Origin of the sequence: Shewanella aestuarii (genome assembly GCF_011765625.1) — a bacterium.
Taxonomy (GTDB): Bacteria; Pseudomonadota; Gammaproteobacteria; order Enterobacterales; family Shewanellaceae; genus Shewanella; species Shewanella aestuarii_A.
The window spans coordinates 201,316-222,436 of record NZ_CP050314.1 but is presented as its reverse complement, the minus strand read 5'-3'; the positions used below and the strand labels follow the sequence as shown (position 1 = coordinate 222,436).

General features: G+C 37.4%; 21 protein-coding genes. 18 read left to right on the top strand and 3 right to left on the bottom strand.

Annotated elements, in window-relative coordinates; translation table 11 throughout:
* Positions 1–174 precede the first annotated feature (174 nt).
* The 13 genes from HBH39_RS18545 (at position 175) to HBH39_RS18485 (ending at position 11,579) form a co-directional block, all read left to right on the top strand.
* Positions 175–1,896, top strand: a complete 1,722-nt coding sequence (locus HBH39_RS18545) for a PRTRC system ParB family protein (protein WP_167680303.1) — start codon at positions 175–177, stop codon at positions 1,894–1,896.
* Between the two features lie 208 nt (positions 1,897–2,104).
* A complete protein-coding gene (locus tag HBH39_RS18540) occupies positions 2,105–2,425 on the top strand; it encodes a hypothetical protein (RefSeq protein ID WP_167680302.1) in 321 nt (106 codons plus the stop codon).
* An 11-nt stretch (positions 2,426–2,436) separates the two neighbouring features.
* Entirely contained in the window at positions 2,437–2,658 is a 222-nt protein-coding gene (locus tag HBH39_RS18535) for a PRTRC system protein C (RefSeq protein WP_167680301.1), read from the top strand.
* Between the two features lie 3 nt (positions 2,659–2,661).
* Positions 2,662–2,841: a hypothetical protein gene (locus HBH39_RS18530; RefSeq protein ID WP_167680300.1), complete on the top strand. Its 180-nt coding sequence runs from the start codon at positions 2,662–2,664 to the stop codon at positions 2,839–2,841.
* Between the two features lie 100 nt (positions 2,842–2,941).
* A complete protein-coding gene (locus tag HBH39_RS18525; protein ID WP_167680299.1) occupies positions 2,942–4,102 on the top strand; it encodes a hypothetical protein in 1,161 nt (386 codons plus the stop codon).
* Positions 4,103–4,163: 61 nt separating this feature from the next.
* Positions 4,164–4,916 (top strand): hypothetical protein, encoded by a 753-nt coding sequence (locus tag HBH39_RS18520; RefSeq protein ID WP_167680298.1) that lies wholly within the window; start codon positions 4,164–4,166, stop codon positions 4,914–4,916.
* A gap of 238 nt (positions 4,917–5,154) precedes the next feature.
* Positions 5,155–6,996: a BRCT domain-containing protein gene (locus HBH39_RS18515; RefSeq protein ID WP_167680297.1), complete on the top strand. Its 1,842-nt coding sequence runs from the start codon at positions 5,155–5,157 to the stop codon at positions 6,994–6,996.
* Positions 6,997–7,121: 125 nt separating this feature from the next.
* Positions 7,122–7,430, top strand: coding sequence for a hypothetical protein (locus tag HBH39_RS18510; RefSeq protein WP_167680296.1), 309 nt, complete (start codon positions 7,122–7,124; stop codon positions 7,428–7,430).
* A 107-nt stretch (positions 7,431–7,537) separates the two neighbouring features.
* Positions 7,538–7,918, top strand: a complete 381-nt coding sequence (locus tag HBH39_RS18505) for a hypothetical protein (RefSeq protein WP_167680295.1) — start codon at positions 7,538–7,540, stop codon at positions 7,916–7,918.
* Between the two features lie 70 nt (positions 7,919–7,988).
* Positions 7,989–8,786: a PRTRC system ThiF family protein gene (locus HBH39_RS18500; RefSeq protein WP_167680294.1), complete on the top strand. Its 798-nt coding sequence runs from the start codon at positions 7,989–7,991 to the stop codon at positions 8,784–8,786.
* Between the two features lie 388 nt (positions 8,787–9,174).
* Positions 9,175–10,413 carry an RNA-guided endonuclease IscB gene (iscB, locus tag HBH39_RS18495; protein WP_167680293.1) on the top strand — a complete coding sequence of 413 codons (1,239 nt, stop codon included), beginning with the start codon at positions 9,175–9,177 and terminating at the stop codon, positions 10,411–10,413.
* A 14-nt stretch (positions 10,414–10,427) separates the two neighbouring features.
* Positions 10,428–10,973 carry a hypothetical protein gene (locus HBH39_RS18490; protein WP_167680292.1) on the top strand — a complete coding sequence of 182 codons (546 nt, stop codon included), beginning with the start codon at positions 10,428–10,430 and terminating at the stop codon, positions 10,971–10,973.
* A 351-nt stretch (positions 10,974–11,324) separates the two neighbouring features.
* Positions 11,325–11,579 carry a hypothetical protein gene (locus HBH39_RS18485; protein WP_167680291.1) on the top strand — a complete coding sequence of 85 codons (255 nt, stop codon included), beginning with the start codon at positions 11,325–11,327 and terminating at the stop codon, positions 11,577–11,579.
* A gap of 339 nt (positions 11,580–11,918) precedes the next feature.
* On the opposite strand, the gene HBH39_RS18480 is transcribed toward HBH39_RS18485, so the two are convergent.
* Both HBH39_RS18480 and HBH39_RS18475 read right to left on the bottom strand, forming a co-directional pair.
* The gene (locus HBH39_RS18480) at positions 11,919–12,206 is read right to left on the bottom strand and encodes a hypothetical protein (protein ID WP_167680290.1); all 288 of its coding nucleotides are present in this window, start codon (positions 12,204–12,206) and stop codon (positions 11,919–11,921) included.
* 240 nt (positions 12,207–12,446) lie between these two features.
* Positions 12,447–13,568, bottom strand: a complete 1,122-nt coding sequence (locus tag HBH39_RS18475; RefSeq protein ID WP_167680289.1) for a hypothetical protein — start codon at positions 13,566–13,568, stop codon at positions 12,447–12,449.
* A 95-nt stretch (positions 13,569–13,663) separates the two neighbouring features.
* Between HBH39_RS18475 and HBH39_RS18470 the strand changes: the two genes are divergently transcribed.
* The 5 genes from HBH39_RS18470 (at position 13,664) to HBH39_RS18450 (ending at position 18,440) form a co-directional block, all read left to right on the top strand.
* Complete coding sequence (locus HBH39_RS18470; protein ID WP_167680288.1) at positions 13,664–14,050, top strand: hypothetical protein; 387 nt, start codon at positions 13,664–13,666, stop codon at positions 14,048–14,050.
* 80 nt (positions 14,051–14,130) lie between these two features.
* Positions 14,131–14,448 (top strand): hypothetical protein, encoded by a 318-nt coding sequence (locus HBH39_RS18465; protein ID WP_167680287.1) that lies wholly within the window; start codon positions 14,131–14,133, stop codon positions 14,446–14,448.
* Between the two features lie 129 nt (positions 14,449–14,577).
* Entirely contained in the window at positions 14,578–16,512 is a 1,935-nt protein-coding gene (locus HBH39_RS18460; RefSeq protein WP_167680286.1) for a phosphoadenosine phosphosulfate reductase family protein, read from the top strand.
* A gap of 354 nt (positions 16,513–16,866) precedes the next feature.
* Complete coding sequence (gene iscB, locus HBH39_RS18455; protein WP_167680285.1) at positions 16,867–18,129, top strand: RNA-guided endonuclease IscB; 1,263 nt, start codon at positions 16,867–16,869, stop codon at positions 18,127–18,129.
* Positions 18,129–18,440, top strand: coding sequence for a hypothetical protein (locus HBH39_RS18450; protein ID WP_167680284.1), 312 nt, complete (start codon positions 18,129–18,131; stop codon positions 18,438–18,440). Before iscB (HBH39_RS18455) ends, HBH39_RS18450 begins: the two co-directional genes overlap by 1 nt.
* Before the next feature lie 541 nt (positions 18,441–18,981).
* On the opposite strand, the gene HBH39_RS18445 is transcribed toward HBH39_RS18450, so the two are convergent.
* Positions 18,982–20,136, bottom strand: a complete 1,155-nt coding sequence (locus tag HBH39_RS18445; protein WP_167680283.1) for a replication initiation protein — start codon at positions 20,134–20,136, stop codon at positions 18,982–18,984.
* Positions 20,137–21,121 lie beyond the last annotated feature (985 nt).

The window sequence follows — 21,121 nt, the reverse complement described above, 5'->3', positions numbered from 1 at the left end:
GAATAGCGGATAACCAGCCTATAAAAAGTTGCTCAATGTTGTACCTGAAAAATGGCAAAGCCTTTGCCGTTAAGCAGCTTGAAAGCCTTTAGTTTGGGCAGTTGCCCGATTTGAGGTGTGGGATAAATTGGTAATCACTTAACAGCAACACACATTCAAAAAAAGGTGAGCATTATGAACGCAATGACTTCAGTAGAATTAACACAAACAAATATGATGATCCCTTTATCATCAATCCTTCCCCTACCCTTTGGAAATTGTCGCAACAAGCGCAATTCTGAAAAATACCAAGAATTACTCAACAGCATTAAAACTCGTGGTGTAATTCAACCTATTTTGGTTCGCCCATCTGATGATAAATTTGAAGTTATTGCGGGTTATGGTCGTCTTGAAGCATCAACTGAGTTGGGTTTAGACAGTATTCCCGCTTTTGTAAAAATACTCAGTGATGCAGAGGCATTAGAGCATCAAATAGAAGAAAACCTTTGTCGTGATGACCTCTCTATCATTGATGAATGTAAAGCGGTTCAACAGCTATCAGCTTTTTATAATGGTGATCGTCAAGCTATTGCAGACCGTTTAGTTTGGCCTATGCGAAAAGTGAATGAGCGCATTGAAATTCTACGCTGTACAAGTCAGGTACTTGAAGCTGTGGGTTCGGGTGCTATCACTGTAGGTCATGCCCTGTTACTAGCGCCTTTTAGCGAAAAATTACAGCAAGGTACGTTAGCCAAAGTCATAGCTGAAAAATGGACGGTTGCATATTTAAGAGAACGAGCCAGCAAAGGTCAACAGTTACTTTCTCTTGCAAAATTTGATACCTCAGAATGCAATACCTGTCCTCATAACAGTGCCGCACAATCTGGATTATTTGGACTGGATGACCATAAGGCAGCATGTTCAAAATTGACTTGCTTTAAAGAAAAAACAAACGAATGGCTTGAAGTGAGAAAAGATGAACTAGCAGATCAATACGGCACTGTGCTGCTTATTCAGCAAGTTGCACAAGAAGATAGAAACACTGTAGACAGTGCAAGTGTTGGTGAAGAACAATTTAATTCTGGTTGCATGACTTGTGAAAAACGAGTTGCTTTGATTGATGACCGTCTTGGCCGCAGCCTCGGTACGACCTATACAAATCAATGTATTGATGCCATCTGCTATAACAATTGCGTTAAGGCATTATCTGAGCCAGAGCCAGAAACACCACATATTGAAGAAGTAGGATCGGACGCTATTCCCCTTGATGATAGTCATACACACGCAGACACAATCAATTCTACCTCAACTGTTAAGCCAAAAGTGGCGAAAACCAAAAAGGCAGTTAATTGCAGTGTGTCTAGCAAGGTAGTCGAGACAAACAAACGTGTGTTACGCAATGTTGGCGCAGAATTACTCATGCCTAACCCACATTTTCAGTCTGCAATGACTTATGCTGCTTTACGTGGAATTGCATCGGGTTATAAACCGCTAGTCTCCGAGCTATCATCAACAGCACATTTTTCTCAAGTGCTTAAATCGGCAATAGCATTGGATGAAGCCACATTAATGGCTGAAATTGCGAATGTCACGCTGCATCTCTCAACCAAACAAAGTGACGACAGCCTTAATTTCACCGATATGATGATCTCATTGTTACCTGATTGCGAAAACTCGTTGGATGCAGCTATTAAGAAATGGATGCCCACCAAAGAGATTTTATCCCAGTACACAATTGACGGTATCAAAGTGCTTTGTGTCGAATCGGGATTTGAAGCCGCTTTTGATGCTGCAAAATCTGGCGAGTTTGCCAAGCTGACAGGCAAAGGTAAAGCCACATTAATTGATACCATTTTGAAATTTGATTTCGATTGGTCTGGTTTTGCACCTAAAGAATATATAGCCCTTATCAAGTAATAAAACTGGCGGGTTTTTAATAAAAAACTCGCCAAAATTCATACACAAAAAAATTCCAGTAAACAATTGTTTTAATGAGCTAAAACATAAAAAATCAACTCAATCTGCGCCCCGCAATTCATACTCTATTTTTAGCGTAATGTTAGGCAGTTGCCAAAGTTAAAAGTCGGGTTAATGTAGGTTTAACTTAACAACAGGGAATACAAATATGTTTAATCAATTAGCTGAACTTAAAAACATTGGCGGTGTGGAACGTCTTAATTTTTCGATTGAATTTTTAGCGGGTAATACTGCAAGAGTAGTCATCACCTCTCAAGTGAGCAAAACGGCCACTGGTGAGGTAGCTGAACTATTAAAGCGCCCTATTGTGGCTTCAGGCACTCTTTCTGACTTAGATATGATGTTGACCAATGAGATATTTAATTTTTCTACGGAAATAACTCATTGCTCCGCACAACCAGCACAACCAGCACAACCAGAAATGGTTGTTGAAGAAAACGTAGCTTTTGATGAACTAGAATCACTTTAGGAGATACAGCCATGCTATCAATCAATACGTTACCGAGAAAATTTAAAATTGGTGTTGCATTAATCGCTGATCCTGCTCCCGATGCAAGTTTAGATGAAGTTCAGCGCATTTTGATCCAGCAATACCCGATGCTGAGGCACACCCGCATCTATGAAAGTGATGGTCGCTTAAATGATGATGCCTCCGCTATCGAGTATGAATTTCAACTTATTCCCGTTAAGACAAAGGGATAAATCATGGATGAACTTGATAAATGGGTAAACGAGTTAAACCAAAAAATAGCCACTGAAAAAGTAGAAAATCAAATTAACATCGCTACAGAAGAACGAACTAACACAACAAAAGTATTATCAATAAGAAAAATAAAAAAAGATTATACCTGCGTATTACCCCACGAAATGCCCCCACTGGGTTAACTTCATAGCCACTATCAATTGATAGTGGCTTTTTTTTACAGTTGCCCGTCTATCACGATATGCCAACATGATTAAAGTAAATCACAACAGGTATGTCGATATGAATTATGCCCCAACCGCTTTAAAAATGCCTTGGTATCTGAAATTAAACAACGCCACAGTTCCTAGCGTTAAAAACAATTTCAACGACTTACCTGTTGTTAAAAAGCATTTCACCGCTTTTGCTAACAGCGTAAATTCGATAGGCGATATGCTCAAATTAGGAAAAGCCAAAGGCTTTATTTCAGACGAGCGTATTCAAGCTGTACTGAACATTGATACGCAATCTCACGCTGGTATGAACCTACTTGCTGACGTTATCAGAAACGATTTTTGGCAAGGATATTCAGCACACATTAACTCTATGCGAGAACAGATTGAATCACGCTACTTGACCAACATGCCAGAGGGTTTGAAAAGTGATTTTGTTTCTATTGCTCAAAGAAACCTCTCATTTTTGCAAATTTCAATCGGCATAAATCAATATGCCACTTACAACACTGACGAATTGAATATAACGATTACACCTACTGAATTATTTTTAACTGAGTTCGATTTAAGCAAATATCAGTTTGATAACCGAATGTATGATGCAATGTTTTCACTGATCAATTTCACCATGCGTCATCAACTTGAAGCCCCTGCGGCAGTTAATGATGAATATGAATGGCTATTGGAGGAAATGCTTGATGGTAATGATGATGTAGCTGAGAAAATTTATCAATATTGGCAGCAACACAATGAGTATTTTGAACTTGATGTAGAAGAAATGACTAAAGCACTGAACATTGAAAGTCTAACAGACACTATTGATGATATTGGAATACAGCCAATTGTATTGCATGTAGCCGCAGCAGACCTTGAAAGAAAAATTAATAACTCAACAAATGATGATGCCATCATTAAATGCTTTTCGGTATTGGAGATAGCTGGACAGACAGATGCGAATATCGCTCACCTTTATAAAATGGCCAAGGAGTTGCCAACAGAATCATTGCATCACGCCACTGATAATATTGGCGATACTTCAATGTGTTTTCACGCACTGTATTCATTCAATTCTCAACAAGAATATTCAATGGCTGAATCAATTTTTGAACGAACTTATCAAACAGGCGAAGAACCCGTATTGAAACTTGAAGCATCTGAATTGGGACTTTCATTTTTACAGAATTATTTTGAAACGCTGTATATGAAAAGCCTGATCCAAGCTGTGCTATAGCAGTAGCGCCTTTGAAAATTGATGTAATGATAATGGTATCACTTAAAAACAGGCCATAAACATGATCCCACAAAACATCGACCAATCAGAAGTTGAATCTCTACTCCAAGACGGGTTTAAGACCGTTGATTATAATGTAAATCCTAGCTTTGCTGTGGTGGTTTACACTAATTCAAACCAAAGTAGAGTTACGATGACTCGACACGCTATTAAGAATAATCAACTATCTGGTGGTGAAGTGATTAACGCTGCACAAGTTATCGAAATGATAAATAGTGAAGCCTCTACTTTTGGCCACTCTCAGGTTAATAAAAATGCCGAAGTCACATTTAAAACAGGGATTATAGACCAATGTATATTGGCTAAAAATTTCAATTCAATCATCTGGCACAGACCACGACAACGTAAGACCATGTTTCTATACAAAGAGCAAATCACTCTAAATTTGCCACCTTTGCTTTTTAAGTTCAGTCTCAGTAGTGGACTCGAAATATATGCAATTAGATACAACAAGCGCCCTAATGAGTCTGAACCACTATACCATGCACCCTTTATGAATATTTATAGCACAGGAAAACTTTGCACAGGAACTATGACATTACCTAAAAATATCGGTTTTGACACAATCAGCGAAGTTGAAAGCGAATTTTTTAATTCGGTATTCACACATGCAAATCATTCAGGCATTTTACGAAAGCAAAAAAGTACGGCTGAGTTTACTAAATACACAAAGAAAAAATCTAAATCAGGTGACAAAATTCTCATCTCTGAGCTGGCTGAAACAGGTAAAACAGTTTCTTCATTATTAAGCTAACACACTGATATTTGAGCCTCGCTTATTAAGTTAAGCGGGGCTTTTTTACTCTGAAATCCCTCAAAAAATTCCTACACATCAACAAAACAGTAAGTCATTGTTTAAAAACAACAATACTCGCATAAGGCAATAAATCTGCGCCCCGCAATTCCTAATAATTTCACCATCATTTAGACCAGTTGCCGACCCGTAAAAACGTGAGATATTGATCGAGTTAACCAACAGGAGATAGCCATAAATGAAAAAACTTCTTAAAACAAAAATTGCGAATTTGACTGACAATCAATTGTCCGAACTAATGACATACTTAAACGAGCAATACCGCAAAGGTACACCACTTATTTCTGATGCTGCATTTGATTTTATATATTTGCCAGCTTTAGCTAAACGTGTACCTCAACATCCATTGGTAACAAAAGTTCAGCCAGAGCCTCAAATGGGTACAAAAGGGCGTGTAACCCATGTTCACCCGATGTTATCAACTAATAAAGCATATCTCGATAGCGAGTTAGCCGACTTCACAAACCGTTGTCAGCAAGCGGCTATTGCCCTTAAACAACCTGAACTCACTTATCGAATTACTGCAAAACTGGATGGATTGGCTGCTAAATACGATGCCGAACATCAAACCGTTGTAACCCGTGGGGATGGACATCAAGGCTTTGAAGTAGGGCGGTTACTTGAACTTGGTTTAAAAGTGATCGGCAATGGCTCAGGCGTAGGCGAAATTGTTATTGAACAAAACTATTTTGATGCCAATTTATCGACAAAATATAAACACAGTCGTAATTTTGTAGCGGGTATCGTTAATGCAGACAACATCAATGAGGACGGACTAAGAGCTTTGGCCGATGGTGCTATTCATTTAGTATTATTCAAGGATATGTTTGGTCTGACCGTGAAGGCCAATCAAATTGAATCAAACATGATACAACTTGCCACGTTAGCAAGTCAGGATTGTGCTTATAATTGTGACGGTACAGTAATCGAAGTGATTAACCCAATTGTTAAAGATGCAATGGGTTCCAATGATCGTCATCACAATTGGCAATTAGCCTTCAAGCAACAAGGCGAAACAGCATTATTCAATGTGTTAGGAATAGAATGGGCAGTTGGCCGTAATAAGATCACCCCCGTTATTGAAGTCGAACCGCAACTGCTATCTGGCGCAGTGATAAGCAGAGTAACCGCCCATCACGCTGGTAATGTCAAAGCATTATCACTCGGCAAAGGTGCTGTTATTGAGTTGGTTAGAAGTGGATTTGTGATCCCCAAAATCGAGAAGTGTATTCAAAAAGGCGTTGTAGATATTCCTACTCATTGCCCTTGTTGTCATTCGCCTGTCCAATGGGCTAACGACTTCATTCTTTGTGTTAATGATGAATGCACAGAACGTAAAGTATCAAGTATTTGCTACCACTTTGAATTAATTGGTGCTGATCTCTTTGGACGTAAAACTGTTCAAAAATTAGTGCTCGGTGGATTGGACTCGATTATTTCCATTTATCAAGCTACACAATCTATGTTTGAACATTGTGGTTTAGGGGCAGGGCAAGCAGCTAATCTCATTACTGAGCTAAATCGAATCAGAGAAACCCCAGTTGATGATTTCAAAGTCTTGGCTTCATTAGGGATTAAATCGCTTGGTAGAGGCTCTAGCAAACGATTGTTAGCCGTAAAACCCCTCGCTGAAGTCACAACACTTTCTGTTGCAGATATAACAGCCCTTGAAAATTTTGGTGATACAACGGCACTTATCATCGAAAAAAATCTTGGTCATAAAGCTAATTTAATTCAGTTTTTAATTAATCAACTCAACATTAAGAATACCAAATCAGTTACTCCTAAAACTGGTGCTTTAGTCGGTTTGAAATTAGTGTTTACAGGCAAAATGACTTCTAATCGAGACTCAATGAAATCCCTAGCCGAAACCAATGGCGCTGATGTGCAATCGTCTGTCAGAAAGGACACGACTTATTTAGTCGCGGGACTCAATGTAGGAGCCACAAAAATCAACGCGGCACAAGCAAAAGGGGTATCAGTAATAAGTGAGCAAGATTTTTACGCTCTAATAGCGTAATACCATACGCACTGACAACCAATGCGGTTGTCAGTGCAACACAATCAATTCCAGGTTAAGACTTCTCCAGTTGCGCCATTTCATTCTTGTTGTGAAATTGAGAACTACACACAAGGAGATAAAAAATGAAACTAACTCAACTAACCTCATTTTCTAGCCGCATCGAAATCAACAAATACGCAAAATCAGTTCAGGGGAATGACGTTACTCTGACACCTGAGCAACTTGAGAAAATCAAGGCTAAATTCACTAAAGCAAAATGGCAATCCATTACAAGTAGCAAAAATGGTTTTAACTTCTACGGAAAAAAGAAACGTGATCTGGGTTGTGACTCATTAACCATTAGTATAATTGGCGATAAATACATTAAACACGTTTTAAATTTTTCAAACACTAACAATGCAGAAGTCACCTATTTTCAAATAAATCATTAAACACCTGCTTTACGTTCAATTTGTTACTCCTACATCGGGTAAGTTGCCTGATGTAGCAGTGATGCTACCTTATTAGTATTAGCTTCACTAAATTGAACAGGATTTTTATGATTTTTTTTAAACTCATAGCATTGCTTTGGTTGCTGGTGTTCTTCGGTGGTCTGCTAGGTGCATTTAGGTCTAATCAAAGTGGTAACAACAAATTAAATGACGGTTCTGTACGTTCAATTCACACAACTCAATCTGAATTAACATTTAGTTCACTGGCAATTTTGTCTAGCGACAATACAGAACTCATATCTGATGATTGTGCTCCTGCTGCAATTGGAACGGAAATTAATCCGACAACAGGAATGCCCATGATAGACAGCTGCATTGATGTCTTTGGGACACCGATTGGAATGAGTGATGATACATTCAGTATGGATGATACATTCAGTATGGATGATTCAATGTGTTGCTTTGACAATAACGATATGTTTTCTTGATTAGATATACAGTAGCGGGTTTTTAGTTTGATTTTATGATGTTCATAGTTAAACAAATAGGACTAAATACATGGACTTCTATCTACCTGAATCATTGCTAAACAAACCAATAAACATTGCATTAATAGGCGCTGGCGGCAGCGGTTCACAAATCGCAACAGAGCTATTTCAAATGGACTCACTATTACGCAGCTTATCCAATGGTGTCGTTTACCTTAATCTCACCATTTATGACGGTGATAAAGTCAGCCTCTTTAACGTAGGCAGACAGGGGTTCTACCTTGGTGATGTGGGTAACTTCAAAGCCGAAGTGTTAACCAATCGGTTTAATATGTTTGGTCAAACACAATGGCAATGTCGCAAAGAGTATTTTAATCCCAAAAACGTTGCATCTTTAGCAAATTTCGACTTCCTGATCACAGCGGTTGATAAGGCTAAGTTCAGAGTTGATCTTGGTGAAGCCTTTGAAGCGGTGAAGAATACTAAATCAAATTTATTGTGGATAGACGTCGGTAATGGCCGCAATGACGGCCAATTAGTGTTAGGCCACGCCTTTTCAGCCAAAAACGGTCAACTTAAACTACCTAATATTTACGATTTATACGGCTCAATGTTGAAAAATATTGATGAATCAGCAGAAGATGAACCATCTTGCAGCACACAACAAGCACTCGAAAAACAAGATTTCGGTGTCAATAGGGCGGTTTCAGCACAAGCCACTCAGTTAATATGGCAACTATTACGCTATGGCAAAATTTCGCATCATGGTAGCTTTATTGATGTATTGCTTGGAACGGTGCAACCCTTAAAAATAGATCCTAACCAATGGGCTATTTATGGTTATCAAACAACCCCAATGGAGTCTTAATTATGGTGTTATCACAACTTCAAGCGATTAAGCCAGAGCTTGAGCACAGCTTTGAAATAAGAGTTAAATTCGTGATCCTTTGTCTGACTCATCAACTAACACGTTCAGTTGTGAATTGTCAATTACGCCGCCCCTAAAGGAGCGGGCTTGTAAAAGCCAAGTTGACCAGATCACTCACTGAGGATTATATGTGAGTTAAACGATATTTTGGATATAGACACCCTCGGATGCCACCTCAGTCCGTTGCTCTGTCGAGGCACTGTAAACAGCCCTAAAGCGTTATGGGCAGTCAACCTCATCTAAAGCCTTTATATCTGATCGAGAGGAAGTCGGATTCTATATGTGCCTCAAGCATATAGATACGCATAACTCGAAGGAGAAACACGCTATGTTCGTGTTTGTACTGAACAAAAATGGTAAGCCATTAATGCCATGTAAACCACAAAAAGCGAGAGTTTTACTCAGGCGTGGTGATGCAAAGGTTATCAAAAGAACCCCCTTTACCATCAAACTTGTTGGTGGTAGTTCAGGCTACAAGCAACCCCTTGTTGCTGGCATGGACACTGGTAGCAAAGCTATCGGGTGTGCCGTTATTGGTCTTGGTCAAGTAATTTATCAAAGCCAAGTTGCATTAAGACAAGACGTATCCAAGAAGATGGAACAGCGAGCTATGTATCGTCGTAATCGGCGTGGACGTAAATGTCGCTATCGCCCTGCTCGTTGGTCTAATAGAGCTTCAATGCGAGCCACTGGGCGTCTAGCGCCTAGCTTAAAATCAAAGTTAGATTCACATTTACGTGAGCGTAATTTTGTAGAATCAATCTTACCAATCAATGAGTGGAAGGTGGAAACGGCAAGTTTTGATATTCATAAGCTCACGAAACCTGACGTTTCTGGTGCGGGGTATCAGAATGGCGTACAGAAAGGCTTTTATAATGTAAAAGCCTATGTGCTACATCGAGATGGGTACAAGTGTCAATCTGGGCGCAAAGGTAAACATAGCAACAAATTGCATGTTCACCACATTCAGTTTCGTTCTAACGGTGGCACTGATACACCAACAAACTTAACCACGTTATGTGAAACTTGTCATGCTGATTTACATGCCAACAAATTCGAATTAAAAGCGAAAAAATCCCGCACTAAACATGCCACGGAGATTGGAGTAATTAAGTCTAGATTAAAGAAAGAATGGCAATTCGCGGAAACCTTTGGCTACGAAACGAAATTTAAGCGTGAGCAGGTCTTGAGGCTTCCGAAAGAGCATTATTACGATGCTGTTGCAATCTGCTTGGAAGACGGAGAGTTAGTTGAGCCAGCATCAAGCGTCTACTTTAAACGCCATGTAGCTAAAGGCGATTATCAACAGACCAAAGGTGCAAGATCTGAAAAGCGCATACCCGTAGGCAAACTGTTTGGTCTTAAAAAACATGACTTTATCTCAACACCGCAAGGTAGTGGGTTTGTAAAAGGTAAGCGAAGCACAGGGTATTTTGCGCTTGAGACAATCACTGGCGAGAAAGTTCATGCTAGTGCTAACGTTAAAAAGAACACTATTCGAGTCACAGCTCGAACAACAACATTAACTCAAAAAATGGAGAGTGCAAGCAATTCCTCTTCCCACTAAACTAGGAGGTATCATTGTCTAAATATGATGAATACGTAATACGACATAAACACGTTCAATGTGTTAACTCAGCAACCATTGAGCCGTTCGTTAAATACGGAGTTGAGTATATTGATGTTAATTATTCACTACCAAACCGGCAGTGCTATACACGTACTTTTGATTCCATCAAAGAAGCTATAGCATTTGCAAATAAGTTTGATTTAGCTGCCCACATTAGGCTGCAACAACAGCAGCAACACCAAACGCTTGCATCTAAATCCAATGCAGAAATTCAAAGACAAGCATTAAATGGTCGAACTATTTTTGAATATATTGATGAAGAGTTCGTTGTAAACAAGCAACGAATAAAACGCGCTCGATATGCCAATGAACAAGATAAGGTATCAATACTTGAGCGTCATGCTAGAACATTAAGAAATGCAGTTTGGGATGTAGAAGATAATGCTAATTTAGCTTGGAACGAGCAAGATTATTCGCTTTTTAAGCCTAATCCTCTTTTCCCAACAATCAATAATGTGATGTACAACTACTTTTTATTACACAAAAAGGTAGCTTAAAGTAATACCTAATAAGTGGTAATTTAATACTTTTGTACTATAAAATCAACAGCATGAGATTAAATTAGTATTTAATCTACTTAAATTTGTAACTATAAATCCGGCATCATTTTGTTGCGGTTATGATCACCGCCGCATAACTTTGTTGTACGAGCGTTAATATTGTTTTGCTCAATGATATTTACACGAATATTCGTAAAAAAACAGTTAATACCCTTAACAGCATAAACTCTTGTTTTTATTTTATTTTTAATTATTAATTTCGTTTTATGCTATGTATCAATGTTTAGAGTTTTAGGTCTGTTTTCTATGTGGCACAATTAAAAAAATTAGTTTGGAGTGGTAAGAAATATGCTCACTATAAGAAACTTCAATCAGCGTATTGAATGTGATTCAGCAAAAATGACTTTGGAGACTTTACAGTCTTTTAAAGGATTATCACTGAGTATCAGCTATATTGCGCCAAGTGGTTTAAATAGAGTAATTTTTGTTACTGTAAACCTAGATGGTGAGGTAGAAGACTCATACAACGCAACCAAAATCGATTTAACTTACCTAACTAAAATTTTCATGCTTGAATTAGCACAAGGTAAAGTGAATGGCTAATAAAGATAAAGGTGTGCTGTACAAGTTTTTTCAATTAAGAAGTCTCGCTGATTTCATTGAAAGTTCTGGATTTGATCCATCACACACATACATTCATTGTGATACGTGTTTATCAAATATACCTTTAACCTTTGTTCGTTCAGAATTTAAAGACAAATTGCCAAAAGATAGATTTATAAAGTTAACTTTCCCCTCGATCTATTATTGCCCTCAATGTAATCGAACTGAGGTTGATACTTTTACACTCTTTATTAATACAAAACTTAACTGTGTATCGCTATTACCTGAAATGAATCCTCTAACAATGAATGACTGATCAAACCTAATAATGCTAACGTATTATTTTCTGATACTTTTCTCTGTCATCACTACAAATTTATAACCACAAATCGATGCTTCTGCATGCAGACCCAAAAAAAATTCAATAAATTGTTGTGTTGAAAGCACGCTGAATGGCACCACTATAATTAACTGCTTTACGCCATTTTTACGCTTGACCATAAAATCAAACTGCAAATTTGTATCATCCTTGAATGTTATTACTTCATCTACTGTGTAATTAACACAACCGTTATCGTGTTCCAAAAGCAAACACAAATCATACTTCAAGCTATTTGAAACAGACATCAAGCAATCGTTTTTAGTAGACCTAAATATAAATTGGCTAGTTTGTATCATCGATTTTTCACCATCTGAATATCTTTTGTTAAATAACCACAATTAAAGCCTGTATTCCCTTAGAAAACAATCCACAATTTCTGTGCATAAGTGTCATTATTGTAAACAAATCAACATGTTTATTTTTTCAACAATTTTTTCTGATTTTCAGACACTTGGAATTTACAGCCACACGCTTTGATATATAGTTTATAACCAGATATATTTGTGACCAGTAGCTACGAGGTTTTGTTTTAACCTATTTTTCATTTCATCGCTTGCCCTAAAATAAACAGATTTAATATCATTATCGTAAGCGTCTTGGCTAAATCCACGTTCTTTTGCTCTGTCATACCACTCATGGCCTAAGTCAAACTCCCCCATTGAAAGGTAAACAGCGCCTAGCAAAGTACATGGCCTGAAATTTAACGGAGTCACTTTATGTGCTTCTAATCCAAGTTTAATTGAATTCACATAGTCCTTTAAGTCTCTACAAACGCCACCATAAGTAGTTAATAAAGCTGATTTTAATTTCTTTTCATTCTTAGGAATATTGAACGGATATGATTCATCTAGCGCTTTTTTTATTTTAGGCAGCACTTCAGCTTTTCTATATGCAGCACTCGCATTAACCAGCTCCCAAGGTAAGCTTTTTTGTTTCCAGTTTTGATAGTGAACATGTGCAAGTTGAAGGTGATATTTTTGTACAACAAGTTCTCTTGAAAAACCAACACTATCTAACCATTTAAGCTCTTCAGGAGTAATTGCCTTCTTACGCAGTTGGTCCAAAAGCTTATCTACACGAGAGTTTTTTTTGATGCCATAAAGTTCAAAATCGTCAAAATCAACACGGTTTGCTTTGAATGCTTCTGCTTCTTCTATAAGTTGATTCTGTAACATTTCAGCTTTTGCTCTAGCTTCAGATAAAGCTTTAGTTTTTCGTTTAATAATCTCCTGCCGTTTTAGTGCTTCAATTTCATCAAGTTTGGATTGGTAATGAGAAATAACAACATCGACAACATCTTTATTGGCTTCTTTTGATAACTCAGTTTGGCTTGTTGTAAGCCTTTTTTTTGTTTCTACTTTGAGTTTAAGGCCACTACAAATTAAACTTTCAAGCTTATCTGGAACGCTTTCTTTTAAATTAACAACCTTGAAAATCTGATGTGTCGTATTTCCCAACGCAATAGAAATAATTTCAAGGTCAGACTCTAAAACACCAATATCGTGTTGAGTTATATATTTAACAAAAAGGTCAATGTAAGTGCTTAAAATCGGATATTGCGATTTTGGGAATAGCAGTTGAGCTTGTGAGATCTGTTTATTAACCACTGAATAAATCCTTTTCACTAATATGTTCCGTGTGAGTTGCCGGTTAGTGAGCTTGAGGCAACCTTGTTGAAGATATTACAACAAGGAGAAGCACCATGCTAACTAAAGCCAAACTCGAAACTGCTCGTAATAAATTGAATGTGTTACTTGCTCAATTTAACAATGAAAATCCAGAATTTCATGTGAAGTTGGGGAGCTGTTCTTACTCAGAATTTAACGCCACTTATAAGTTAGAAATGTCTGAAGTTGTCGGGGATAAGGTAGTAGATAGAGATAGAGAAAGCTTTTTGTCCCATGCCAGATTGCTAGGTCTTGAAGCATCTGATATTGATAAAGAATTTACCTCAAATAATAAGGTATTTATATTGTGTGGCTATAACAGTCGCGCACGTAAAATGCCTATGTTAGCTAGACTAAAAAGCGATGGAAATCTTTACAAGTTTACTCTTGATGCCGTACTCAAAGGCTTAGGCAAAAAGTAAAAGTTGCGAAATCACATTAACAGCCACGAACATTCAACAGTTGATGGCCTGCTTACAGTGCAGGCCAAATGGAGTTGTATATGAATCCATTTATCAAGCGCAACGGTGAATTTAATTATTCCGCTTTTATCTATTTTCACGCTGACAAACTCGCAATAGGTCAAAGACTGGGACCAAAATCGACACGTCGTACTTATGAGTTGGGCAATCGAGATAATTATGAGATTGCAAGTAAATCTCTGCGTAGTGCTTGCGAGTCTATTTTGGCCAATCGTTTTGGCTTTAAGCGCAAGCGAGCGCTCGAAGGTTCTGGTTATGAGTATCTTAAAATTGAAGCCAAACCTCTTCCATCCTTATACGAAAAGCTTTTCAACGAGCATTGTGCCAATTCACACTAATACTATATCTAGTAGATATTCCAGCTGAGGCCAACACAACATATAGTGTTGGCCTTATCTTTCTATGCAGTTGCCTGTTTTGTTAACTGACGAATAATTACGTTATCACCGCAAAGCAAAGGCTACAAAATGGAACAACTAGCATTAGATTGGTTAAGCTATACAGCCGAAGAACCGAATGTACCCTTTCCCAAAAAATCAATAAGCAACGTTGTGCATATTGTGATTAACGACAAATGGCACCAGGTATGGGAAACGTTAAAAACCAATGAAGATTTAAACTACATTGAAGATGGTCAAACAAACTCGTTAAGTCAGTTAATTCTTACTGCTACACAAGCAATTTATGACGCCATTGTTGATCAATATACAGTGTTTATTGGTTGGTCATCGGGTAAAGATAGTTCTACGGTATTGATGCTGTTTTTGATGGCACTTATGCGCGCAAAAAGAGAAGGGCATGACATATCACCTCATCATTGTCTGCAGCACACTGACACGCTTGTTGAATCGCCTACCGTACATCAACATGCGATGGATTGCCTTGAAGATTTGGAAATTTTTATTGAAAAGCATCAATTACCTTTAAGTATATTAATCGCTAAACCTGAACTAACTCAATCTTTTACAGGTAGGATTTTAACCGGAAGGGGACTGCCAACTTTTGCCGGTTCTTCAAGACAATGTTCTATTGATCTAAAAGTTAAACCAGCTCAAAAAGCCAAAAAAGCGTACTTGAAGGGCATCGATAAAAAGTGGGCTGATAAAACATTATTACTGTTAGGCTCGCGTGATGATGAGGGTGCTATTAGAGCAAGCAATATTGCTAAATATTCTGGAGACGCTATTACTCCTAACTCAGTATCAAAAACAGAGTCAGAATTATATCCTATCAAGCATTGGAGCTCGGGTAATGTTTGGGAATTCCTATTGTCATGTGGTGACGATGATGCAAAATATCCATTACCTAACTATCGCAGAGATTCGACTGACACTGCAAACATCTATAAAGATGCAACAGGTGAGTGCGTATTTTCTGGAAAAAATGCATTAAAATCCAAAAGTTGTGGATCAAGGTTCGGATGCTGGTCATGCCAAGTATCTGGTGGAGACGATAAATCAGCATCTAATCTTATTAATTCAAACGATAAATATGCTTACCTAAAACCGCTTCATCGTATCCAACAACTGCTTGCTAAAACTCGTTACGACTGGTCAATTAGGCATCCAGTAGGACGCACTATATATCTTAATGAAAAAGGCGAGGGGAAAATAAAAATACAACCAGATGTGTACAGTCCTGCATTCCTAGAAAAGCTACTTAGAGCCTGTGTATCAGCTGATGTTGCAGAAGAAAAACGAGCCCATGAACATAGAAAAAATTTTGAAAATGGCAAATTGGAAGATAACGCCTTTAATCGACGCATGATTTTTCCTCAGTTTAAGATCATCAATGAACAACGATTAGTTCATATTGACTTTATGTGGGCATTTCACGGATTTAACGCTAACCCATTTAGAGCACTCGAAATTTATCATGAGGTCATTAATGAAGGTAAACTTGACTTACTAGCAGAGGTTGATGATATGGATTATGTCGCCAGAACTCCAATCCCTAAAACCAAATATCTATCAGTTGATACTTGGGCTGATGGTTCCTTGCTTGATGGCCTTAGTGACCCATTTACCGATCTAGTTTATTTTGATGCAGAAGAAATGCCTGATGAAATTGTTGGACGCATAATTAATACCAAGCAAGGGCCAAGGCGTGTCACATCAATTTTAGAAGATGATAAGCTCACTGTTGATGAAGATGCTGCCGAATTTATTGTGAACACTGAATACCCAAATTACCTGCGTGATAAAAAAGACACATATAATCCTAGTTATGCCTTTCAGTATTTTCTCAGGTTCGGCGCTGTTCAGCTCTGTAAGGGAAAACAAGCACTTTATCATACCATGGCTCAAAGAGGTCAGTGTTATCGCCGTATGGGGCTTAATGGGCAGCTTACGATGGATGAAATTATTAATAATAACAACTTCATCATTACAGACAGTTTATAGCTAGTTGCTGATTATAAAATTACGTTTAGTCTTACATTATCAAACTTACAATTAATTATAGAGATGTTATTCAGTCAACTACCCGCCCCTAAAGGAACGGGCTTGTAATAGCCCTTGTTGACCAGACCCTAACAGGAGATAAGCAAGTTGTTAGAAACGATAAGACAGAAATTAGGTACGTTAGCATGCCGTCTCAGTGCTAACCTCTACGGTAATGCGTTAAACAGTGCTATTGGGTTATGCACAGTGCGTATTACGTTAAACCTGTCATTATCTGGTCGAGAGGAAGTCGAAATGATTAATAGCTCCAATGTTAATCACTCGCATCACCCTGTTTACAGGAGTATTTAACGTATGCACGTTTATGTTATTAATCAACACAATAAACCGCTAATGCCTTGCCAACCAGTTATCGCAAGATTACTGATCAAGCAAGGTAAAGCAAAGGTAAAAACACGCACTCCGTTTACCATTAAGCTCTTAATGGAAACAGATGAGTACACGCAACCTGTTATTGCAGGCATGGATACTGGCTCAAAAATCATTGGTTGTGCTGTAACCGCTAACGGTAAGGTCATTTACCAAAGCGAAGTGCAGTTACGCAACGATGTAAGCAAGAAAATGCAACAGCGAGCCATGTACCGCAGAACAAGACGAAACCGAAAAACACGTTATCGTCCTGCCAGATGGCTAAACCGATCATCAATGCGTAAAGTTGGGCGATTAGCGCCATCTATAAAAAGTAAAGTAGATTCACATTTACGAGAGAAGCGTCAGGTAGAAGCCATTTTGCCTGTCACAACTTGGAAAGTGGAAATTGCCAGTTTTGATATTCATAAAATAACGAACCCTGATGTAACAGGAGTTAAGTATCAGCAAGGCGTACAAAAGGATTACTACAACGTAAAAGCCTTTGTATTAAGTCGTGATAGCCATCAGTGTCAAAGCAAACGTAAAGGCAAGCACAGCGATAAATTACATGTGCATCACATTGTCTTTCGCTCCCAAGGTGGAACAGATACACCGAGTAACTTAATTACGTTATGTGAGAAATGTCATAACGACTTACACGCAGGTAAGTTCGAACTAAAAACAGGCAAAAGCAAGACCAAGCACGCAACTGAAATTGGCATTATCAAAAGCCAATTATCAAAGCGTTGGGATTTTGAAGCTACGCATGGCTATGAGACAAAATTCAAGCGTGAGCAAGTCTTAGCGCTACCAAAAACGCATTACTATGATGCGGTAGCGATTTGCTTAGAAGATGGCGAATTGGTCAGCTTAAACGATATGGTATTGCACAAACGCCATGTGTCAAAAGGTGATTATCAACTCACTAAAGGTAAACGCTCAGAAAAGCGTATCCCAGTTGGTAAGCTCTTTGGATTCAAGAAACACGATTTTATAAAAACATCACAAGGAATAGGATTTATCAAAGGTAAAAGAAGCACAGGCTACTTTGCTTTAGAAACGATTACCGGCGATAAAGTCCATGCCAGTGCAAATATTAAAAACCAAACGGTTCGCCTTTCTGCTCGAACCACAACCTTAAAACAATTTATGGAGGCGGCAATTCCTCCCTGTGCTTTAGCACAGGGAGGAATTGCCGAATATTGATGAAGCACGTATCAGATAGCGGAGTAAATAAACAAATTAATCGTTTCATTCGTAATGAAAACAAAACTTATGATTTGGCGAGAATTATCAGTATCATCATGCAACAATCATTTTCTAATCTAACGCTTGCTAAATTAGATAAACAATCAGCATTGAACGGTTATCGCTCAGCAATTATTGACGAGGTTAGTAAAGCATCTCTATTCGAATTACTGAATAGAGAAATTACATCGTTCGATACTCCAATGATTAATAGAGCCTGGAAATTAGTTTATGCTAAAGGTGTGTCGTCTTCTCCAAACCTGCATTAGCCCCTTTTTTATGAAAGACCAAAATAGATTCTCTATAAGATCTATATATATCTATAAAAGATATAAAGACTATAAGATCTATGCCTAGCTGTGGGTAAGTTTGATTTTATCAAACATATTAATTACTTAGCAGCATTAGTTGCCTCATTGAAAGTAACAAAATCTGTTATCTTCGATCAGAATAACTAGCAATGAGTGACAATTTATTGTTGTTATAGATCATTTAGTTGTCTTTAGAGATCTATTTATTGTGCTAGAAGATCGTTTTTTTGTGGCAAATTATCCACAGAGGTAAAAAAGGCTAATAAATGAACTATTTAATATATTTTACCTTATAAAAGATCGTTTTTTTGTGGTAGTAGATCTATTTCTTGTTGTTTACCGATCTATTTTCTGTTGTTTGAGCATTTATTTCTAAAGTTATACACATAAATTGTCTGTAAACTTAAGAAGTTAAACTTTAAGGGATCATTAATTTGTGGTTAAAAGATCTATTTTTTGTGGCAAATAAGTTGATCTACTATACTTACTTGCAAAGTCATTAGTATTTACTAGCAGGATTTATTTCTTTTAACTTAGCAATTTTTTCCAGTAAGCTTTGATTCTCATCAATGGTCTCGATTTTTCTTTCCTTATCATCTTCGGCAAGAATTTTGTCTTGTACAGCTTTCATCAATTCAATAGCTGTATCCCTTTGCCCTAATTTTAAGTAGGCTTGCGACAGCAATTCAAGTTGGGGAATGGTGAGAGGTATATTTTTAACTAATCTTTGTTGTTCTAGTTCAGAAATGGTCTTCCTAGCCGTTGCATCATCCATTTTTGCTTTGTTTTCGATCCATTGGTAATGGAACTTAATACCAACACATTTATTGCCTTCTTTGATTGGCGTATATCCAAGGTGGCCTGCCTCACCCTTAAAGAAAAATATTTCATTCTCAAAAGTGTTTGCAATTTCTTTTATTGCAGGTTCTATACATCGAGAGATAAATACTGCAGGCTTCTGTAGGGATGTATTGCCAGCTGTGTAATTGCCACCTCTATCAATGACTGAGAAGTAACGGCGTAATGTATCAAGTTTCATCGGCCTTAAAATTGTACCATTTGATTTAAATCTTGATAGAAAATCGTATATCCGCTTTGAATATTTACCCGTCAACTTGAGCGACGAAAAAGTATTAATTAATCCATAACCACCTGAATAATCGAGCATAAAATTCTTCAGTTCAGGGTTAGGGATCATTGTAAGCACTCTCTTTTTGTACTCCAACTTTGAAAAAAGGGGTACAAAAGAAAAATCTCCATCATCTTCCGGATTTGCAAAACCAACATGTCTCGATGCTAGTCTTTCTGCCGGGCCTTTCAACGTGCTACCAATATACCTCGATTCAATGTCTAACCATGTTGATAGCTCTGATGCTTGGAATTCATACTTTGGCGTCTTCCCATTATCCCAATGCTCTGCCTGCATCTTAGAAGCCATTATCGTGAATAGATTAATTTCATGTGGTGATTGATCATGAATTGAAAAAATGGCTAGATGAGACTTTTTGTATTGTTTGGGCAACGTAGAGTTTAGCGGGAATTCAACCAACGTAGCTTTACTTTGATTACTGTCACTTAACATAGTATTGGTTTTATACTGGTCCAGCTCATCCAGGTACTTATCTATTTCTTCATTGAATGAATCTTCTGACATATAAAGCCTATTGTATCTATGTTATTGAAAATTACCTGCAACGTTACAGCATATTGTGGCAAACGGTAACAGCATATTGTGGTAAACGGTAACAGTATATTGTGGTAAAAAGTTACACTAAATTGTGGTAAATCGAAACTTAAAATTTTCATTCACAACCCTTATAAACTCATATATTTGAAATAACCCAATTTATTCAGCATGTTATGAGTTTAATGTTTTTTTCAATTGTGGTTTTTAAATATCCTATTTTATTCATTATTAGCGTTACAGCATTTTGTGGCAGAGCATGACATCATTATGTGGTAATGAGTTACATAATTCTGTGGTAAGAGGTAACATTATTTTGTGGTAAAGGGATCAGTATTTTGTGGTCAAAGGTTACTTGATTTTGTGGTAAATCTGTACCTGTTTCGAGCATATTAAAAATAAAGTTAATATGAAGCATGCAAACCAATTTTTAATAAACTAAATAAATCACTTAAATTACATGAACTTGCAGCTTTCTAAAATATTCAAGTTAGACGTAACAGCATTTTGTGGCAAAAGGTTACATAATTTTGTGGTAATCGGGATCGGTATTTTGTGGTAAAAGGTTACATTTATTTGTGGTAAACCCTATTGATAGCCTATTTTTTTTCTGATTTAGCTCTATGCATAATCAAGTGTAAATAATTGATTAGTAATATATAAATGTCTATTGTCGCTATCATGTGTTCGTCACGTAGCGTTTTCATTCTTATCTTTTTATATCGTACCCATTCTGTACGTTCAAAACTTTCTCTAAAAATATAAATTTATAAAATAACTATAATTTACAGTTACTTGGATCTATATTTTACAAGTCTAAATGCGAGTGTACGTCATTTACCACAAATTTATGATCCCTTCTGGTTGATTAGCATTTATTACCAGCAATAGGCATTCATTCCCCAAATGATTATTAAACAGATAGACTTTTATCTATGTCATTGAAAAACATGTT

Bases quoted from the DNA above. Each gene is read 5' to 3' on its own strand.
- HBH39_RS18480 (WP_167680290.1), bottom strand. From the start codon at position 12,206: ATGTCTGTTTCAAATAGCTTGAAGTATGATTTGTGTTTGCTTTTGGAA.
- HBH39_RS18485 (WP_167680291.1), top strand. From the start codon at position 11,325: ATGCTCACTATAAGAAACTTCAATCAGCGTATTGAATGTGATTCAGCA.
- iscB (WP_167680293.1), top strand. From the start codon at position 9,175: ATGTTCGTGTTTGTACTGAACAAAAATGGTAAGCCATTAATGCCATGT.
- HBH39_RS18525 (WP_167680299.1), top strand. From the start codon at position 2,942: ATGAATTATGCCCCAACCGCTTTAAAAATGCCTTGGTATCTGAAATTA.
- iscB (WP_167680285.1), top strand. From the start codon at position 16,867: ATGCACGTTTATGTTATTAATCAACACAATAAACCGCTAATGCCTTGC.
- HBH39_RS18530 (WP_167680300.1), top strand. From the start codon at position 2,662: ATGGATGAACTTGATAAATGGGTAAACGAGTTAAACCAAAAAATAGCC.
- HBH39_RS18515 (WP_167680297.1), top strand. From the start codon at position 5,155: ATGAAAAAACTTCTTAAAACAAAAATTGCGAATTTGACTGACAATCAA.
- HBH39_RS18465 (WP_167680287.1), top strand. From the start codon at position 14,131: ATGAATCCATTTATCAAGCGCAACGGTGAATTTAATTATTCCGCTTTT.
- HBH39_RS18520 (WP_167680298.1), top strand. From the start codon at position 4,164: ATGATCCCACAAAACATCGACCAATCAGAAGTTGAATCTCTACTCCAA.
- HBH39_RS18510 (WP_167680296.1), top strand. From the start codon at position 7,122: ATGAAACTAACTCAACTAACCTCATTTTCTAGCCGCATCGAAATCAAC.
- HBH39_RS18445 (WP_167680283.1), bottom strand. From the start codon at position 20,136: ATGTCAGAAGATTCATTCAATGAAGAAATAGATAAGTACCTGGATGAG.
- HBH39_RS18505 (WP_167680295.1), top strand. From the start codon at position 7,538: ATGATTTTTTTTAAACTCATAGCATTGCTTTGGTTGCTGGTGTTCTTC.
- HBH39_RS18450 (WP_167680284.1), top strand. From the start codon at position 18,129: ATGAAGCACGTATCAGATAGCGGAGTAAATAAACAAATTAATCGTTTC.
- HBH39_RS18535 (WP_167680301.1), top strand. From the start codon at position 2,437: ATGCTATCAATCAATACGTTACCGAGAAAATTTAAAATTGGTGTTGCA.
- HBH39_RS18545 (WP_167680303.1), top strand. From the start codon at position 175: ATGAACGCAATGACTTCAGTAGAATTAACACAAACAAATATGATGATC.
- HBH39_RS18540 (WP_167680302.1), top strand. From the start codon at position 2,105: ATGTTTAATCAATTAGCTGAACTTAAAAACATTGGCGGTGTGGAACGT.
- HBH39_RS18500 (WP_167680294.1), top strand. From the start codon at position 7,989: ATGGACTTCTATCTACCTGAATCATTGCTAAACAAACCAATAAACATT.
- HBH39_RS18470 (WP_167680288.1), top strand. From the start codon at position 13,664: ATGCTAACTAAAGCCAAACTCGAAACTGCTCGTAATAAATTGAATGTG.
- HBH39_RS18460 (WP_167680286.1), top strand. From the start codon at position 14,578: ATGGAACAACTAGCATTAGATTGGTTAAGCTATACAGCCGAAGAACCG.